This is a genomic window from Anthropogastromicrobium aceti (assembly GCF_020687335.1).
GTDB classification, from domain to species: Bacteria; Bacillota; Clostridia; order Lachnospirales; family Lachnospiraceae; genus Anthropogastromicrobium; species Anthropogastromicrobium aceti.
Map to the genome: position 1 here is coordinate 37457 of NZ_JAJEQN010000009.1, position 14000 is coordinate 51456.

13 protein-coding genes are annotated in these 14000 nt (G+C 41.9%); 12 read left to right on the plus strand and 1 reads right to left on the minus strand.

Features of this window, described 5'->3' with window-relative positions:
• The first annotated feature begins 36 nt into the window (after positions 1 to 36).
• The 12 genes from LKD48_RS05030 (at position 37) to rlmH (ending at position 12472) form a co-directional block, all read left to right on the plus strand.
• Complete coding sequence (locus LKD48_RS05030) at positions 37 to 1026, plus strand: glycoside hydrolase family 130 protein (RefSeq protein WP_118612896.1); 990 nt, start codon at positions 37 to 39, stop codon at positions 1024 to 1026.
• A gap of 47 nt (positions 1027 to 1073) precedes the next feature.
• On the plus strand, positions 1074 to 2966 hold the full coding sequence (locus LKD48_RS05035) for a beta-N-acetylhexosaminidase (RefSeq protein WP_308731401.1): 1893 nt from the start codon (positions 1074 to 1076) through the stop codon (positions 2964 to 2966).
• Between the two features lie 114 nt (positions 2967 to 3080).
• Positions 3081 to 3410 carry a YabP/YqfC family sporulation protein gene (locus LKD48_RS05040; RefSeq protein WP_308731402.1) on the plus strand — a complete coding sequence of 110 codons (330 nt, stop codon included), beginning with the start codon at positions 3081 to 3083 and terminating at the stop codon, positions 3408 to 3410.
• Positions 3411 to 3445: 35 nt separating this feature from the next.
• Complete coding sequence (locus tag LKD48_RS05045; RefSeq protein ID WP_308731403.1) at positions 3446 to 4651, plus strand: sporulation protein YqfD; 1206 nt, start codon at positions 3446 to 3448, stop codon at positions 4649 to 4651.
• A 16-nt stretch (positions 4652 to 4667) separates the two neighbouring features.
• Positions 4668 to 5681: a PhoH family protein gene (locus LKD48_RS05050; RefSeq protein WP_308731404.1), complete on the plus strand. Its 1014-nt coding sequence runs from the start codon at positions 4668 to 4670 to the stop codon at positions 5679 to 5681.
• Between the two features lie 10 nt (positions 5682 to 5691).
• Complete coding sequence (ybeY, locus tag LKD48_RS05055) at positions 5692 to 6189, plus strand: rRNA maturation RNase YbeY (RefSeq protein WP_118612955.1); 498 nt, start codon at positions 5692 to 5694, stop codon at positions 6187 to 6189.
• A gap of 42 nt (positions 6190 to 6231) precedes the next feature.
• Positions 6232 to 7869: a putative polysaccharide biosynthesis protein gene (locus LKD48_RS05060; RefSeq protein WP_308731405.1), complete on the plus strand. Its 1638-nt coding sequence runs from the start codon at positions 6232 to 6234 to the stop codon at positions 7867 to 7869.
• Between the two features lie 74 nt (positions 7870 to 7943).
• Complete coding sequence (locus tag LKD48_RS05065; protein WP_262535728.1) at positions 7944 to 8468, plus strand: hypothetical protein; 525 nt, start codon at positions 7944 to 7946, stop codon at positions 8466 to 8468.
• A complete protein-coding gene (locus LKD48_RS05070; RefSeq protein WP_308731406.1) occupies positions 8374 to 9615 on the plus strand; it encodes an aminoacetone oxidase family FAD-binding enzyme in 1242 nt (413 codons plus the stop codon). Before LKD48_RS05065 ends, LKD48_RS05070 begins: the two co-directional genes overlap by 95 nt.
• A complete protein-coding gene (locus tag LKD48_RS05075; protein ID WP_308731407.1) occupies positions 9612 to 11195 on the plus strand; it encodes an NAD(P)/FAD-dependent oxidoreductase in 1584 nt (527 codons plus the stop codon). The genes LKD48_RS05070 and LKD48_RS05075 overlap by 4 nt, the downstream gene beginning before the upstream one ends.
• Positions 11196 to 11339: 144 nt before the next feature.
• Complete coding sequence (locus LKD48_RS05080) at positions 11340 to 11936, plus strand: 5-formyltetrahydrofolate cyclo-ligase (protein WP_308731408.1); 597 nt, start codon at positions 11340 to 11342, stop codon at positions 11934 to 11936.
• Between the two features lie 56 nt (positions 11937 to 11992).
• Complete coding sequence (gene rlmH, locus LKD48_RS05085; RefSeq protein ID WP_308731409.1) at positions 11993 to 12472, plus strand: 23S rRNA (pseudouridine(1915)-N(3))-methyltransferase RlmH; 480 nt, start codon at positions 11993 to 11995, stop codon at positions 12470 to 12472.
• 5 nt (positions 12473 to 12477) lie between these two features.
• On the opposite strand, the gene LKD48_RS05090 is transcribed toward rlmH, so the two are convergent.
• On the minus strand, positions 12478 to 13995 hold the full coding sequence (locus LKD48_RS05090; protein ID WP_308731410.1) for a serine hydrolase: 1518 nt from the start codon (positions 13993 to 13995) through the stop codon (positions 12478 to 12480).
• Between the last annotated feature and the right edge of the window lie 5 nt (positions 13996 to 14000).

Below are 14000 nucleotides of genomic sequence, written 5' to 3' on the forward strand. Positions count from 1 at the left end.
TTATAAAAAATAAGTAAGATTGGAAAGGAAGAAAAAATGGCAAAGATTATAGGAAAAGAATTAGCAAATATACCGTGGCAAGAAAAGCCACAGGATTACCCGCGCCCAGTATGGCGTTACACAGAAAACCCGATTATTGACAGATACGCAATTCCAACATCTAACAGTATCTTTAACAGTGCAGTAGTACCGTTTGAGGATGGATTTGCAGGTGTATTCCGCTGCGACAGCCTTGGCGTGAGCATGGATATCTATGCAGGCTTTAGTAAAGATGCTATTCACTGGGAGATCAATCATGAGCCGATTCGTTTTGAGGGAGCTGATCCAGAGATTTTAAATAGAGAGTATCGCTATGATCCAAGAGTGTGCTTTATTGAAGATCGTTACTATATTACCTGGTGTAATGGTTATCATGGTCCGACAATCGGTGTTGCATATACATTTGATTTTAAGACCTTCGTACAGCTTGAAAATGCATTTTTACCATACAACCGCAATGGCGTTCTCTTCCCAAGAAAGATTGATGGAAAATTTGCAATGCTGTCTCGTCCGAGTGATACAGGACATACACCATTTGGTGATATCTTCTATAGTCAGAGCCCGGATCTTGAATATTGGGGCCGCCATCGTTTCGTGATGGGAACATATGGAGGAGATGCTTCAGCATGGCAGTCTGTAAAGATCGGACCAGGACCAGTTCCGATTGAGACAGATGAAGGATGGCTTTTGATCTATCATGGCGTTCTTAGAACATGCAGCGGCTTTGTATATCGTATGGGCTGTGCACTTCTTGATCTTGAGCAGCCATGGAAGGTAAAATATCGCAGCAAGTATTATATTTTAGGACCGGCAACTGATTATGAGCTTAGAGGTGATGTTCCAAATGTTGTGTTCCCATGTGCAACACTTACTGATTCTGCAACAGGCAGAATTGCAATCTATTATGGCTGTGCTGATACAGTAACAGGACTTGCTTTTACAACAATTGATGAACTGATGACATGGATGAAGACAAATTCACTGTAACCAGTCGCTAATTATAATAGTAAGGGACGCAAAAGGAGGAAGAAGAAATGATACGCATACTGCCTAGACCGCAGCATATCGAAGAAAGAGAGGGAAGACTGCTTCTTGATTACCATTGCAGAATTACAATGGACAGCAGCTGCCCATCAGAAGTATTTTTTTATGCATCACAGCTTGCAGAGCAGCTTAAAAAATCATCAGGTATTGAACTGTTGATTGACAGACGTACATCAGGTGCGCATAAGGGCATTGTGCTTTGCATGAGTGGGGAAGCAGGAATTACAAGAGAAAATAAAAAGGAAAAAGAAGCATATCGTCTGGAAATCACACCAGAGGGCGTAACTGTATGCGCAGCAGAAAAAGAAGGTCTTTTTAATGGTGTTCAGACGCTTCGCCAGCTTATTATTCAGTATGGAAGTTCTTTGCCATGTTTGTATATCGAGGATTATCCGGAACTTTCCGTGCGTGGCTGGTTTATGGATGTAACAAGAGGCCGTATTCCAAAGATGGCCTATTTAAAGGAACTGGCAGATCGCTGTAGTCTTTATAAGATTAATCAGCTGCATCTTTATATTGAGCACACCTTTTTATTTGATGGTTTGAGTGAGGTTTGGAGAGACGATACACCGCTTACAGCGCAGGATATTCTTGAATTTGATGCATATTGTGCAGAGAGAAATATTGAACTTGTTCCTTCTGTTGCTACATTTGGTCATCTGTATAAGGTACTTCGTACAAAAACATTCCATGAGCTTTCAGAAGTGGAAGAAGCAGAGGGTACAGCATTTTCATTTTATGAGCGCATGTGCCATCATACATTAAACAGCACAGATGACAGAGCATATGAGTTAGTATGCCGTTTAATTGATGAGTATAGTCCATTGTTTCGTTCTAACCTTTTTAATATCAACTGCGATGAAACCTTTGACCTTGGAAGAGGAAGAGGAAAAGAAAGAGCAGATGAAATTGGCTCTCATGTAATGTATGTTCAGTGGGTTAACCGCGTATGTGAGCATGTGAAGGCACTTGGAAAACGTCCGATGTTCTGGGGAGATATCATTGCTGCACATCCTGAAGCTATTAAAGAACTGCCAGAGGATGTAATCTGCATGACTTGGGATTATAGTCCGACACCACGAGAAATCAATGTGAAAAAGCTTTGGGAGAATGGTGCGCATCAATATCTGTGTCCAGGTGTTCAGGGATGGAATCAGGCAATTCACCAGTTAGATAATGCTTATGAAAATATCAAGCAGATGGCAGCATTTGCGCATAAGTATGATGGTGAAGGCCTTTTAAATACTGACTGGGGTGATTTTGGTCATTTCCAGCATCCAGAACTTTCTATGGTAGGTATCGTTTATGGAGCTGCATTTAGCTGGAACAGCGATATTCAGGAAAAGTCAGCGATAAATGCTGATATATCAGTAATTGAATATGGTGATCGTTCTGCGTCACTTGTTGAAGTGATAAGTCATATGAGCAATCAGGCAGTTGTGAATTGGGGAGAGTTTGTACGTATTCTGGAAAATTGCCGTTATCAGGTCGCAGAAAGAGAAGTAACTGCTTTTTGGGAGAAATATGACGAACAGACCGAAAATTCACAGAAGCAGATTGAATTTTGCAACGAAGCAATTAGAAATGACATGGCGAAGGTATCTGCACTTCTTGTTGGAATTGAGGAAGGAAAACGCAAGTATATTGCTCCAATTCTTCATATGGCAGAAGGTCAGATTCTGATCAATACTATGTTTGGCGTGATTAAGAATGTGCATGATGGACAGCAAAATCCGTGTATAGATAAAAGAGCACTTGCTGAGGCTTTTGAGATCTGGTACTATGAGTATCGCAGACAGTGGCACAAAATCAGCCGTGAGAGTGAGCTGTACCGTATTGGTGAATTGATTTTCTGGTTAGCAGATTATATAAGAGAACTGTAAGTTAAAATAATGAATATGCCAGGCTTGGTTCGGAAATATTGTCCGTTCAAGTCTGGCATAAATTATTTGTGGGGCGCATAGATTGGCGTAAGAACAAATAAACAGGTCATTGCCATGAAACGAAACACGAAAAAAAGGATGCCAAAGCAGAAAAAGTATCAGATAAGACGTGATGTGAAAAAACAAAGAGCGGAGCATGTGGTGGATTGCCTTCATTTGCCTAAAGATGTAGTGATGAGGGCAGAACTGACGCAGTTGTCAGGAAATAGTGAAATGCAGGTGAGAAATTTTAAAAAGCTTATTTCATGTCAGGAAAATGAGATATGTATCCAGACAGGAAGACATCGAATTAGAATAACAGGGCGCTGCCTGGCAATGGCCTACTTTGCATCAGAGGAGGTTAAGGTGACGGGGTGCATTACATCAATCTGCTACGAGGAATGAGCATTTAAAAGCAGGGTTGAAATGGCGGTGAGAAGTTGAGAAATGGATGGTCAAATCATGTTTTGATCAGCATAAGCGGATCAGAAACAGAACGCTTTTTAAATATAGTATCGTTTCATGGTTTAGTTTTGTATCAGGTACGCAGAAAACCATCAGGTATAGAGGCAGATGTGAAGGCGAAAGATTTCTTGAAACTGTGCTGTCTGCGTACAAAGGCGGATGTTTCTATCCGTATTCTTGAAAAGCGAGGCCCATATTTTTTATGGAAGAAAACGAGAAAAAGCCGTGTGGGAATTTGCTGTGGCATACTGGCATTTGCCGCTTTATATGTTATGTCCTTGTTTGTATGGGATATTGATTTTGCAGGAAATATGCGCTACACAGACAGCTATCTTTTGCAGTTTGTCAAAAATGAGGGCTACAAACCAGGTATGAAGATTTCAAGTGTGGCTTGTGACAGACTGGAAAAGCGGCTTCGCAATGAGTTTGATGATATTACATGGGTATCGGCTCGTTTAGAAGGCACGAGACTTGTTGTAGAGATAGAAGAAAATAATACTGCTTCAGCAAAAGAAAAGGAGCAAACACCATGCAGTCTTAAGGCATCAAAAAGTGGAATTATTGCGAGGATGATCACAAGGCGGGGAACGCCGCTTGTCAAAAAGGGAGATCAAGTCGAAAAAGGAGATCTTTTGGTGTCTGGACTGCTTCCTATTTACAATGATTCACAGGAAATTGTTGGGTATGAGAAGACAAACGCCTCAGCTGATGTGTGGATTAAATATGAGGAGAATATTGAAATTACAATACCCCGAAGTCAGACTGTAAGACATTATACGTCAAAGCAGGTGCATTCTGGTCTTGTTTTGTTCGGTCATCGCTTTTGTCTGCCGCAAAGTCTTATGGCGTCAGATCAGGAAGAATTGTATATTGAGCAGCATCAATGGAAGCTTTTTGAACATTTCTACTTGCCCTTTTATAACGAAGAATATTGTCTTATGAAGTACGAAAACGCGACGGTTTGCTACGATGATGAGAGCCTTAAAAAACAGGCAGACCAAAAATATCTTGAATTTATTATTCAATTGGAAAAATTAGGGGTGGAAATAATTGAAAATAATGTTACAATAGAAAGTGGTCCGAAAGACTATCGAATGAATGTGCAGTTTCTTCTTGAAGCAAACGCATCAGAGAAATGTACTCTGGAATCGCAAGTGCAGGAACTGCAAAAACAAGAGTAACAAGTGAGGTTAATGTATGAGTGTTGCGCAAGCAGTTATGGAAATACCGGCTGCCCATCAGCTGAATGTATTTGGACAGTTTGACTGTAATATAAAAAAGATTGAACGTGCCTTTGGTGTAACGTTTGTAAACCGGGGTGAAACGATTCGTCTTTCAGGAACAGAAGAGGCAGTTGGTAAGGCGCGAAGTGTTGTGGATACGTTGCTTGAATTGTCACGAAGAGGAAACACTGTGACTGAGCAGAATGTTGATTATACGATTTCAATGTCTTTTTCCGAGAAAAGCAGTGATGTACTTGAGATTGATAAGGAAATCATCTGCCGTACGATCTCTGGAAAGCCAGTAAAGCCAAAGACCGTTGGACAAAAGAAGTACGTTGACGAAATACGAAGCAAAATGATTGTGTTTGGCGTTGGTCCGGCAGGAACTGGAAAAACATATCTGGCAATGGCGATGGCAATTGATGCATTTAAAAAGCAGGAGGTCAGCCGTATTATTCTGACGCGTCCGGCAATTGAGGCTGGTGAGAAGCTGGGATTTTTGCCTGGTGATCTGCAGAGTAAAATAGATCCTTACCTGCGTCCGTTATATGACGCATTATATCAGATTATGGGTGCAGAAAGCTTTATAAACAATCAGGAGAAGGGCCTTATAGAAGTGGCACCGCTTGCTTACATGAGAGGACGTACACTAGATAACTCTTATATTATACTGGATGAGGCACAGAATACGACACCTGCTCAGATGAAGATGTTTTTGACACGTATTGGTTTTGGGTCAAAAGTTATTATCACAGGAGATATGACGCAAAAAGACCTTCCGGCAGGTACGCCGTCTGGTCTTGATGTGGCAATTAAGGTTTTAAAGAATGTGGATGATATCGGATTTGTCTATCTTGATAACCGCGATGTTGTTCGTCATCCGCTTGTTCAGAAAATCGTAAAAGCTTATGAGGATTACGAAAATAAGCAAAACAGCAAAATGCGTGCGAAAGAGCATGAAGAAAAAATGAGAAAGCCAAGAGGCTGATGGAGAGAGTATGACAATTACAATTGAGAATGAAGCTTCAAAGGAGCTGCCATTTGACTACAAGGCGTTAATTGAACGTGTTGTTATGGGCTGCATGGATTATGAGAAGTGCCCGTATGAGGCAGAGGTCAATGTATTATTGACAAATAATGAGGAAATTCATAAGATCAATAAGGAATACCGCGGAATTGACCGTCCAACAGATGTCTTATCATTTCCGATGGTCGATTATGATAAGCCGGCGAATTTTGATCCGTTGGAAAATGCGTCAGAGGACTATTTTAATTTCGAAACGGGAGAGCTTGTGCTTGGTGATATTATCATATCAGTGGACAAGGTATATGAGCAGGCTGAAAGCTATGGCCATTCATTAGAGCGCGAACTGGGCTTTTTAGTGGCACATAGTATGCTTCATCTGTTTGGCTATGACCATATGGAAGAAGAAGAACGCGAGCAGATGGAGGCTCGCCAAAGAGAAATATTGAACGGATTATCAATTCTCAGATAAGCCTAAAAGAAAGATTGGCGGCAGGAAAGGGAAGATTTTGTAATGGAAAAAAAGAAAAATGATTTTATCGCACAGGGAAGTATTCTGGCGATTGCGTCAATATTGGTGCGTGTAATGGGAATGATTTATCGTATTCCTATGACGGCGATTATTGGAGACAAGGGAAACGGATTTTATTCGTATGCGTACAGCGTTTACACAATTTTACTGCTGCTGTCCTCATACAGTCTTCCGCTTGCCGTGTCAAAGATGGTTTCTGCAAAGGCACAATTGGGTCAGTGGCGCAATGTAAAGAGAGTATTTATATGTGCAATTGCATTTGCAATCGGTATTGGTACTACATTTGGTTTGATTGTATTAATTGGTGCGCAGCTTTTTACAAGGGTATTTTTCCACAGTGAGCTGGCGGCTATTGCGCTTCGTTTTATGGCACCGACCATTTTGATTATGGCGCTTCTTGGTGTATTTCGTGGTTTCTTCCAGGGACTTCAAAATACACTTCCAACAGCAGTTTCACAGATTGTAGAGGGATTGATCAATGCGATCATGTCAGTTGTGTTTGCATATTTTCTGTTTGATTTTGGTCACGGAATGGATGTAGCAAGCGGTACGACTGATTTAGGCTACGCATGGGGTGCAGCAGGCGGCGCAATAGGAACTGGTGCCGGTGCACTGGCAGGCTTGATCTTTTGCTTTATTTTGTTTGTGGCATACAGAAAAATTCTTGCAGTTAATATTAGCCGTGATAAGACAGGAACACAGCAGGAGTATGGCGATATTTTTCGTCTTATGCTTTCTATTGCACTTCCAGTTATCTTAAGCACTGCACTTTATAACTTGATTGAGCTGGTAGATGGAAGCTTGTTTAATAACATCATGGCTTCAAAGGGCATGGAGGATGTAAAGGACAGCATGTGGGGAGCCTATAATGCAAAGGCTCTGCTTTTAGTTCATATTCCGGTATCTATCTCCTCAGCAATGGCAGTATCGCTTGTTCCAACACTGACAGCTGCATATGCTCTTGGAGATGAGCAGACTGCAAAGTCAAAAGTTCATGCAATTCTTAGGTTTATTTCGATACTGGCATTTCCGTCTGCCGTTGGTTTGCTTGTACTAGCAAATCCGATTATAAAAACATTATTTTCTGGTGACACAAGCGCAGCAAGCACTTATCTTCAGGTTGTCTGCCCAGCCGTTATCACATTCTCATTTTCTACCATCACAAACTCAATTCTTCAGGGAATTGACAGAATGAATCTTCCAGTCTGCCACTCTCTGATTGCGATGGCAGTTCATGTTGTGGTATTATTAATTCTTTGTCTTGGCTTTAACATGGGTATTTACGGCGTTATTATCAGCTATGTGATCTATGCACTTGTGATTACAATCCTGAATTTCTATTCTATCAGCAAGATTTTGGAATATCGCCCAGATGTGATTACATTATTTGTAAAGCCGGCAGTTGCCTCTGGAATTATGGGCATTGTATGCTTTGGATGTTATCAGCTGCTGTATCAGTTTTTAGGAAAAGCAATTCCGATGCTGATATCTGTAGTAGTAGCAGTCGTTGTGTATTTTGCAGTTGCAGTTAAATGTAAGCTTCTTACCGAGAGCGTCATGAGAGATCTGCCAAAGGGAAGCATGTTGATTCGCATTGCAAAAAAATGCAGGCTGATGTAAGTTTATAGGAATAAATGAATGAAAACGAATCCATACTTTACATAAAAATAAAACTTGGCAAAAGGAGTATTTGTGTGAAGTATGCAATTCGTTTTCTTTCTGTTGCGGCATTCTTTCTAATGATTGAGCAGACAAGCTTTTTTATAACAAGGCATGCAGCAAAAAATATGTTGGCAGATAAAGAACAAAAAGAAATTTTAATGCGTTTGCCTCCAAAATCAGAGAGTGAGGTGCGCGTGAATGCACAGATGGATATTTTTCTGGAAGAGTACAGTGTCGATACAGGGCAGCTGCTTTTTGTAGAACCATATTGGGATATACGTTTGGCAGGGATGAATGAAGAGGAACTTCGTCTTTTTTTATCAGATCCGTCTCAAATGGAAGAAAAAGATGATATACGAGGATGTATTAGGTGTGAGCTTATTGAGATGGACTGGTGTACACTTAGGATTAGGAAATATGTAACTAGTCAAAATACATTTGTACATGGAAAGGAAAACTTTAATGAAAACACAGGTGCTTGTCATTGGAGCGGGCGCGTCAGGATTGACGGCTGCGATATATGCCGCTCGCGGCGGATGCAAGGTGCATATTCTTGAGGCACAGGATCGCCCGGCAAAAAAAATCTTGGCGACAGGAAATGGAAAATGTAATTATACAAATGAAAAAATGGCACTTTCCTGTTATAGAAGTGCCTTTATCAGTCAGGCAGAAGAGGTGCTTTCACAGTATCCGCCGTCTGCTGCGATTACCTATTTGAAGGAGCTTGGCATTTGGCCAAGTGAACGCGATGGCTATTATTATCCGTCATCTGGACAGGCAGCATCAGTTGCAGAATGTCTTTTGATGGAAGCAAAGCGGCTTGGTATTGTGATACATATAGATTCACCTGTTACGCAGGTAAAAAATAAAAATAACGAATTTATAGCCGCTACGTCACAGGGAGAGCATTTTGAGAGCCGTGTATTGATAATTGCGGCAGGAAGTCTTGCCGGAATGAAGGAAGGAAAGCTTGTTGATCCCCAAGGTTTTTGCCGCACGCTTGGCTTAAAAGTACAGCCAACAGTTCCGGCGCTCACGGCACTTGTTCAGGAAAAAGATCCGATTGGGAAGATTTGGAGCGGTGTGCGCGTGCAGGCAGCTGTGTCACTTATTTCTGATGGAAAGTGTATGAGTAAGGATAAGGGAGAAGTACAACTGACAGATTATGGCATTTCGGGAATCCCGGTCTTTCAGGTTAGCCGCTATGCATCATATTCATTGTTAAAAAGGAAAAAGACAGAAGCGGTTATTGATTTTATGCCATCCATGACAAGAAATGAGCTGTTAGAGGAGCTTCGTGTGCGTGCAGGCTTTACAGAGCGAAGTGCACAGGGACAGCTTTGTGGATTATGGAACTCAAAGCTTGTACATGCACTTTGCAAAAAGGCAAGAATTGCAATTGACAGACCAATGAGGCTGGCAGACTGCGATAACCTGGCAGCGCTTGCAAAAGAATATCGCATTACAATTACGAAAACTAACCCAGTAAGTCAGTCACAGGTATGTGCTGGCGGCGTTGACCTTAGAGAAATTGATCCGTCAACAATGGAATGTGTGAATGTGCCGGGGTTATATTTGACAGGAGAAGTTCTTGATGTGGATGGAATCTGCGGCGGTTACAATTTGCACTGGGCATGGGCGACAGGCACACTTGCCGGAAAAGCAGCGGCAAATAAAATTGGAAAACAGAGGAAAAATAGATGATACAGATCAATTCATTAAAGCTTCCATGCGGTCACAGTAAAGAAGAGCTGGAAGAAAAAATATGTAAGCAGCTTAAAATATCACGCAGTCATTTAAAGAGCTGGAAGATTCTGCGCCAGTCTATTGATGCAAGAAAAAAGCCAGAGCTTTTCTTTGTCTATCTTATCGAGGCAGAGGTGGACAATGAACGGACAATTGTAAAAAAGCTGCATAATCCGTCAATTGTGATTGCCTCTGGGCAGACCTATACATTTCCAAAGGAAGGAGTACTGCAGCAAAAACATCGCCCTGTAATCATAGGAACAGGACCGGCAGGACTTTTCTGTGGCTATCTGCTCGCGCAGCACGGATATCGTCCTATTCTTTTGGAGCGGGGCGCTGATGTAGATAATCGTTCTAAAAAAGTTGAGCATTTCTGGGAAACAGGAGAGCTTGATGAGAAGACAAATGTTTCATTTGGAGAAGGTGGCGCAGGTACATTCTCAGATGGAAAGTTAAACACACTTGTCAAAGATAAGCTTATGAGAAATCGCAAGGTGTTAGAAATTTTTGTTGAGCATGGTGCACCGGAAGAAATTTTATATCAGCAAAAGCCTCACATTGGAACTGATGTGTTAAAGAATGTAATTGTAAGTATGAGAAAGAGCATCCTAGAGTATGGCGGAGAAGTACGTTTTGACAGCTGTATGACAGATCTTGATGTAAGAGATGGCATACTAGCTGGAATATGGGTCAATCAGACCGAGTATATTGCATGTGAGACACTCGTCCTTGCAACAGGACATAGTGCGCGCGATACATTTGCCATGCTTGGAAAGCATATTCATATGGAACCTAAATCATTTGCTGTCGGTGTGCGTATTGAGCATCCGCAGGAGATGATCAATTTCTCACAATATGGAGCCGCACATGTTTCGTCACTTGGCGCAGCCAGTTACAAGCTGACGCATCAGGCAGAAAACGGTCGTGGTGTGTACAGTTTTTGCATGTGTCCAGGAGGCTTTGTGGTCAATGCATCAAGTGAGAAGGGCGGTCTTGCCGTAAACGGAATGAGCTACCATGCGCGTGACAGTAAGAATGCAAATTCAGCACTTATTGTCACTGTTACACCGCAGGATTTTCCTGATGCGTCTTATATGGGCGGCGTAGCCTTCCAGCGAAGACTTGAGCAGGCAGCATACCGCGCAGGAAACAGCAAAATTCCGCTTCAGCTGTTTGGTGATTTTAAAGAAGGACGTATCTCAACTGGCCTCGGAGAAGTCAAGCCATGCACAAAGGGTGCATATGCATTTGCCGATTTAAATCAGGTGCTTCCAAAGCCGCTTACTGAGGCACTTTGCGAAGCTATTCCAGCATTTGACCGCAAAATTCATGGCTTTGCAAGAGAGGATGCGCTTTTGCTTGGTGTGGAGAGTCGTACCTCATCACCGCTTCGTATGGTACGTGATGAAAATGGAGAGAGCAATGTGCGTGGACTATATCCGTGCGGTGAAGGCGCAGGCTATGCAGGCGGCATCACATCAGCAGCGATGGATGGCATTCGTGCAGCAGAGTGGATTGCGGCACGTTTCTGTCCGTGATACTATGTTGCGAGACTCCTCGACAGACAACTTACACCGCAAGCCTGACCGCTTCGCTTTACGGCATTGCGGTTGTAAGTGTCTGCTCTCGGAGTCAGGCGAAGGTGTGAAGAAACAAAAAGAAGTTGCAAGAAGGAGCTTCATATGACAATAGAAGAAGAAAAACGCTTATTTCGAAAATCTGCGTTAAAAAAACGTGCTGAAATTACGAATAGAGAGGAAAAATCCGCGCAGATTGCGAAAAATTTATTTGATACGAAAGCTTACAAAAATGCCAGCATGATCTTTGCCTATATGGCATATCGCAGCGAGGCAGATACAATGCCTGTCATTGAGCATGCATTTGCTGAACAAAAATGTGTTGCTGTTCCAAGGGTAGTCCTTTTGGATGGAGAGCAGGGAAGCGGCAAGATGGTGTTTTGCCGTATTATGTCATTAGATGATTGTGTAAAAGGGACATATGGCATTTTAGAGCCAAAAAAAGACTGCCAGGTAGTTCGGGCAGACGAGAATAGCTTGATTCTTGTACCAGGATGTGCATTCACACGAGATGGGCTGCGCATGGGTTACGGCGGCGGTTACTATGACCGCTACCTGCAAATGTATAAGGAAGCAGTTACAGTTGGCTATGCATTTGAGGAACAGCTTTTCGATGCAATTCCAAGTGAAGCACATGACAGACGGCTTGATTTTGTTGTGACGCAGAAAGATTGCTATGAAGCAGAGTACAGCAGAATGTAGACCAAATCAAAAACATGGTCATCAATTAAAACATGACAGAAAGAAAGGTACAGAAGTTGAAAATTACGATATTAACCGTTGGAAAATTAAAGGAAAGCTACTGGAAGCAGGCCATTGCGGAATATTCAAAGCGACTCGGACTGTATACGAAGCTTGAGCTTGTTGAGGTCGAGGATGAAAAAACTTTGGATCAGGCAAGCGATCTTCTCTGTGAGCAAATCAAAGATAAAGAAGGAGATCGTCTGCTTGCCCGCTGTCCGAAGGATGGATATGTGATCGCGTTAGCTATTGATGGAAAACAGTATGATTCAGTTGCATTATCAAAGCATTTAGAAAAACTTACAGTGACAGGGCGGTCACATCTTGTTTTTGTGATTGGAGGCTCCCTTGGTCTTAGTAAAAAGGTACTTGCCCGTGCCGATGAGAAGCTTAGCTTCTCGGCACTGACATTTCCACATCAAATGATGCGTGTGATTTTACTTGAGCAGATATATCGCTGTTTTCGCATTCAGAAAAATGAGCCATATCACAAGTAACAGAATTATAACTGTGCGCAGATAAGGTCATTTATTGCCTGCGTCAGTTCTTCTCCGTTGCGGCATTCTGCGACAAGGGATACGACGGCATCTGCGTCAGGCAGTACAATGGAAAGCTGAGAATATTTGCCATCGGCACGGTAGGAATTATATTTTCCACGCCAGAACAGATAACCATACTGTTCTGTGTCTGATGGCTTTGTGCTTTCCTCAATCCATGCAGCATTTAACAGCTGTTTTCCATTCCATTTTCCTTTATTCAAATAGAACAGACCAAATTTGTGAAGCTCAGAAAGAGTAAGGAACAGTCCGCCCGCACCAAATGTATTGCCAAGAGGATCAATTTCCCAGGTTGGCCGCTTAATTTCAAGATGTTTAAAAAGTCGCGGCATAAGATAAGATACAAGATCGGTTCCAGAGCGTCTCTGAACAAGGATGCCTGCCAGATATGGACCTACATTATTGTAGACAAAATGTGTTCCAGGCTCATAGACAAATGGAATAGAAAGAACCATCTTAACCCAATCGTCTTCCTTATAGAGCGGTCTCTGATCTCCCATTAAATGACCAGATTCCTGTCCAAGACACATCGTCAAAAGATCACGGACTGTTGCTTTTTTCAGATTCTCATCTGGATTTTCTGGAATATCGTCTGCGAATGCATCGGTAAGCTTTTCATCAAGCGAAATTAGTCCTTCCTGTACGGCAAATCCCATCGCACAAGACGTAAAACTTTTTGTCGCCGAATAAATATTTCTGCGGCATTCACCTTCACTTAACCACTCTGCTTTTAACTCATTATGCTGAGTAACCTTTACACCAAGAACGCCAAGAGTCTTAGCTTTCTCAACAAAACTTGAGATTTCAATTGTATGTTTTTTAGTCAAAGCAAGCGTGATACCTTCCTCAAATTTTGGAAGCCACCATTCGCGATAACCATCTCTTAATGGGTGAATTGGGTCAGACATGTAACGTTTGTAATTTTCTGGTGAAACTTGATTCATTTCTATATCATTCCATAAATCAATCACGTCAATCTGCCATTTTTTTTGTATTGAAAGCAGCAGTTCAACCATTTTTTTGTAAAGATCACTGTCATACTTAGTTCCAGTGTAAAAAATTACAGGGCAATGCCATGTCTGCTTAGCATATGCAATAATAAATTCAATAGCACCTGCTATGGTTTTAGTATCAAAATTTTCCTTTGCATATGAATCAGAAATTATTCCAAGCGGCTTGTTGTGCGAGGCATCATTTGTAGACAGCTGGCAGACAAACGCATCTGCTTTTATGTTTGTATCAATGGTCGCTAGTCGGGCAATGTACGATTTGCCATCAGCAACATCCTCATCAACAAGAAGCGTTCCGCTTACAGCTTCCTTTATGGCAATAATTCCATCTTTTTCTTCTAAAGCCTCGATAAATGATTGCCCCATGGCACAGGCTCCATAAGTGACTGAACTGCCAAGAAAAATAATTCTTTTTCCTACAAGAGTTTCTTTACATAAATCAAAATCTGACATATCGT

Bases quoted from the DNA above. Each gene is read 5' to 3' on its own strand.
- LKD48_RS05040 (WP_308731402.1), top strand. From the start codon at position 3,081: ATGAAACGAAACACGAAAAAAAGGATGCCAAAGCAGAAAAAGTATCAG.
- LKD48_RS05030 (WP_118612896.1), top strand. From the start codon at position 37: ATGGCAAAGATTATAGGAAAAGAATTAGCAAATATACCGTGGCAAGAA.
- LKD48_RS05050 (WP_308731404.1), top strand. From the start codon at position 4,668: ATGAGTGTTGCGCAAGCAGTTATGGAAATACCGGCTGCCCATCAGCTG.
- LKD48_RS05090 (WP_308731410.1), bottom strand. From the start codon at position 13,995: ATGTCAGATTTTGATTTATGTAAAGAAACTCTTGTAGGAAAAAGAATT.
- LKD48_RS05070 (WP_308731406.1), top strand. From the start codon at position 8,374: ATGAAAACACAGGTGCTTGTCATTGGAGCGGGCGCGTCAGGATTGACG.
- ybeY (WP_118612955.1), top strand. From the start codon at position 5,692: ATGACAATTACAATTGAGAATGAAGCTTCAAAGGAGCTGCCATTTGAC.
- LKD48_RS05075 (WP_308731407.1), top strand. From the start codon at position 9,612: ATGATACAGATCAATTCATTAAAGCTTCCATGCGGTCACAGTAAAGAA.
- LKD48_RS05080 (WP_308731408.1), top strand. From the start codon at position 11,340: ATGACAATAGAAGAAGAAAAACGCTTATTTCGAAAATCTGCGTTAAAA.
- LKD48_RS05060 (WP_308731405.1), top strand. From the start codon at position 6,232: ATGGAAAAAAAGAAAAATGATTTTATCGCACAGGGAAGTATTCTGGCG.
- LKD48_RS05035 (WP_308731401.1), top strand. From the start codon at position 1,074: ATGATACGCATACTGCCTAGACCGCAGCATATCGAAGAAAGAGAGGGA.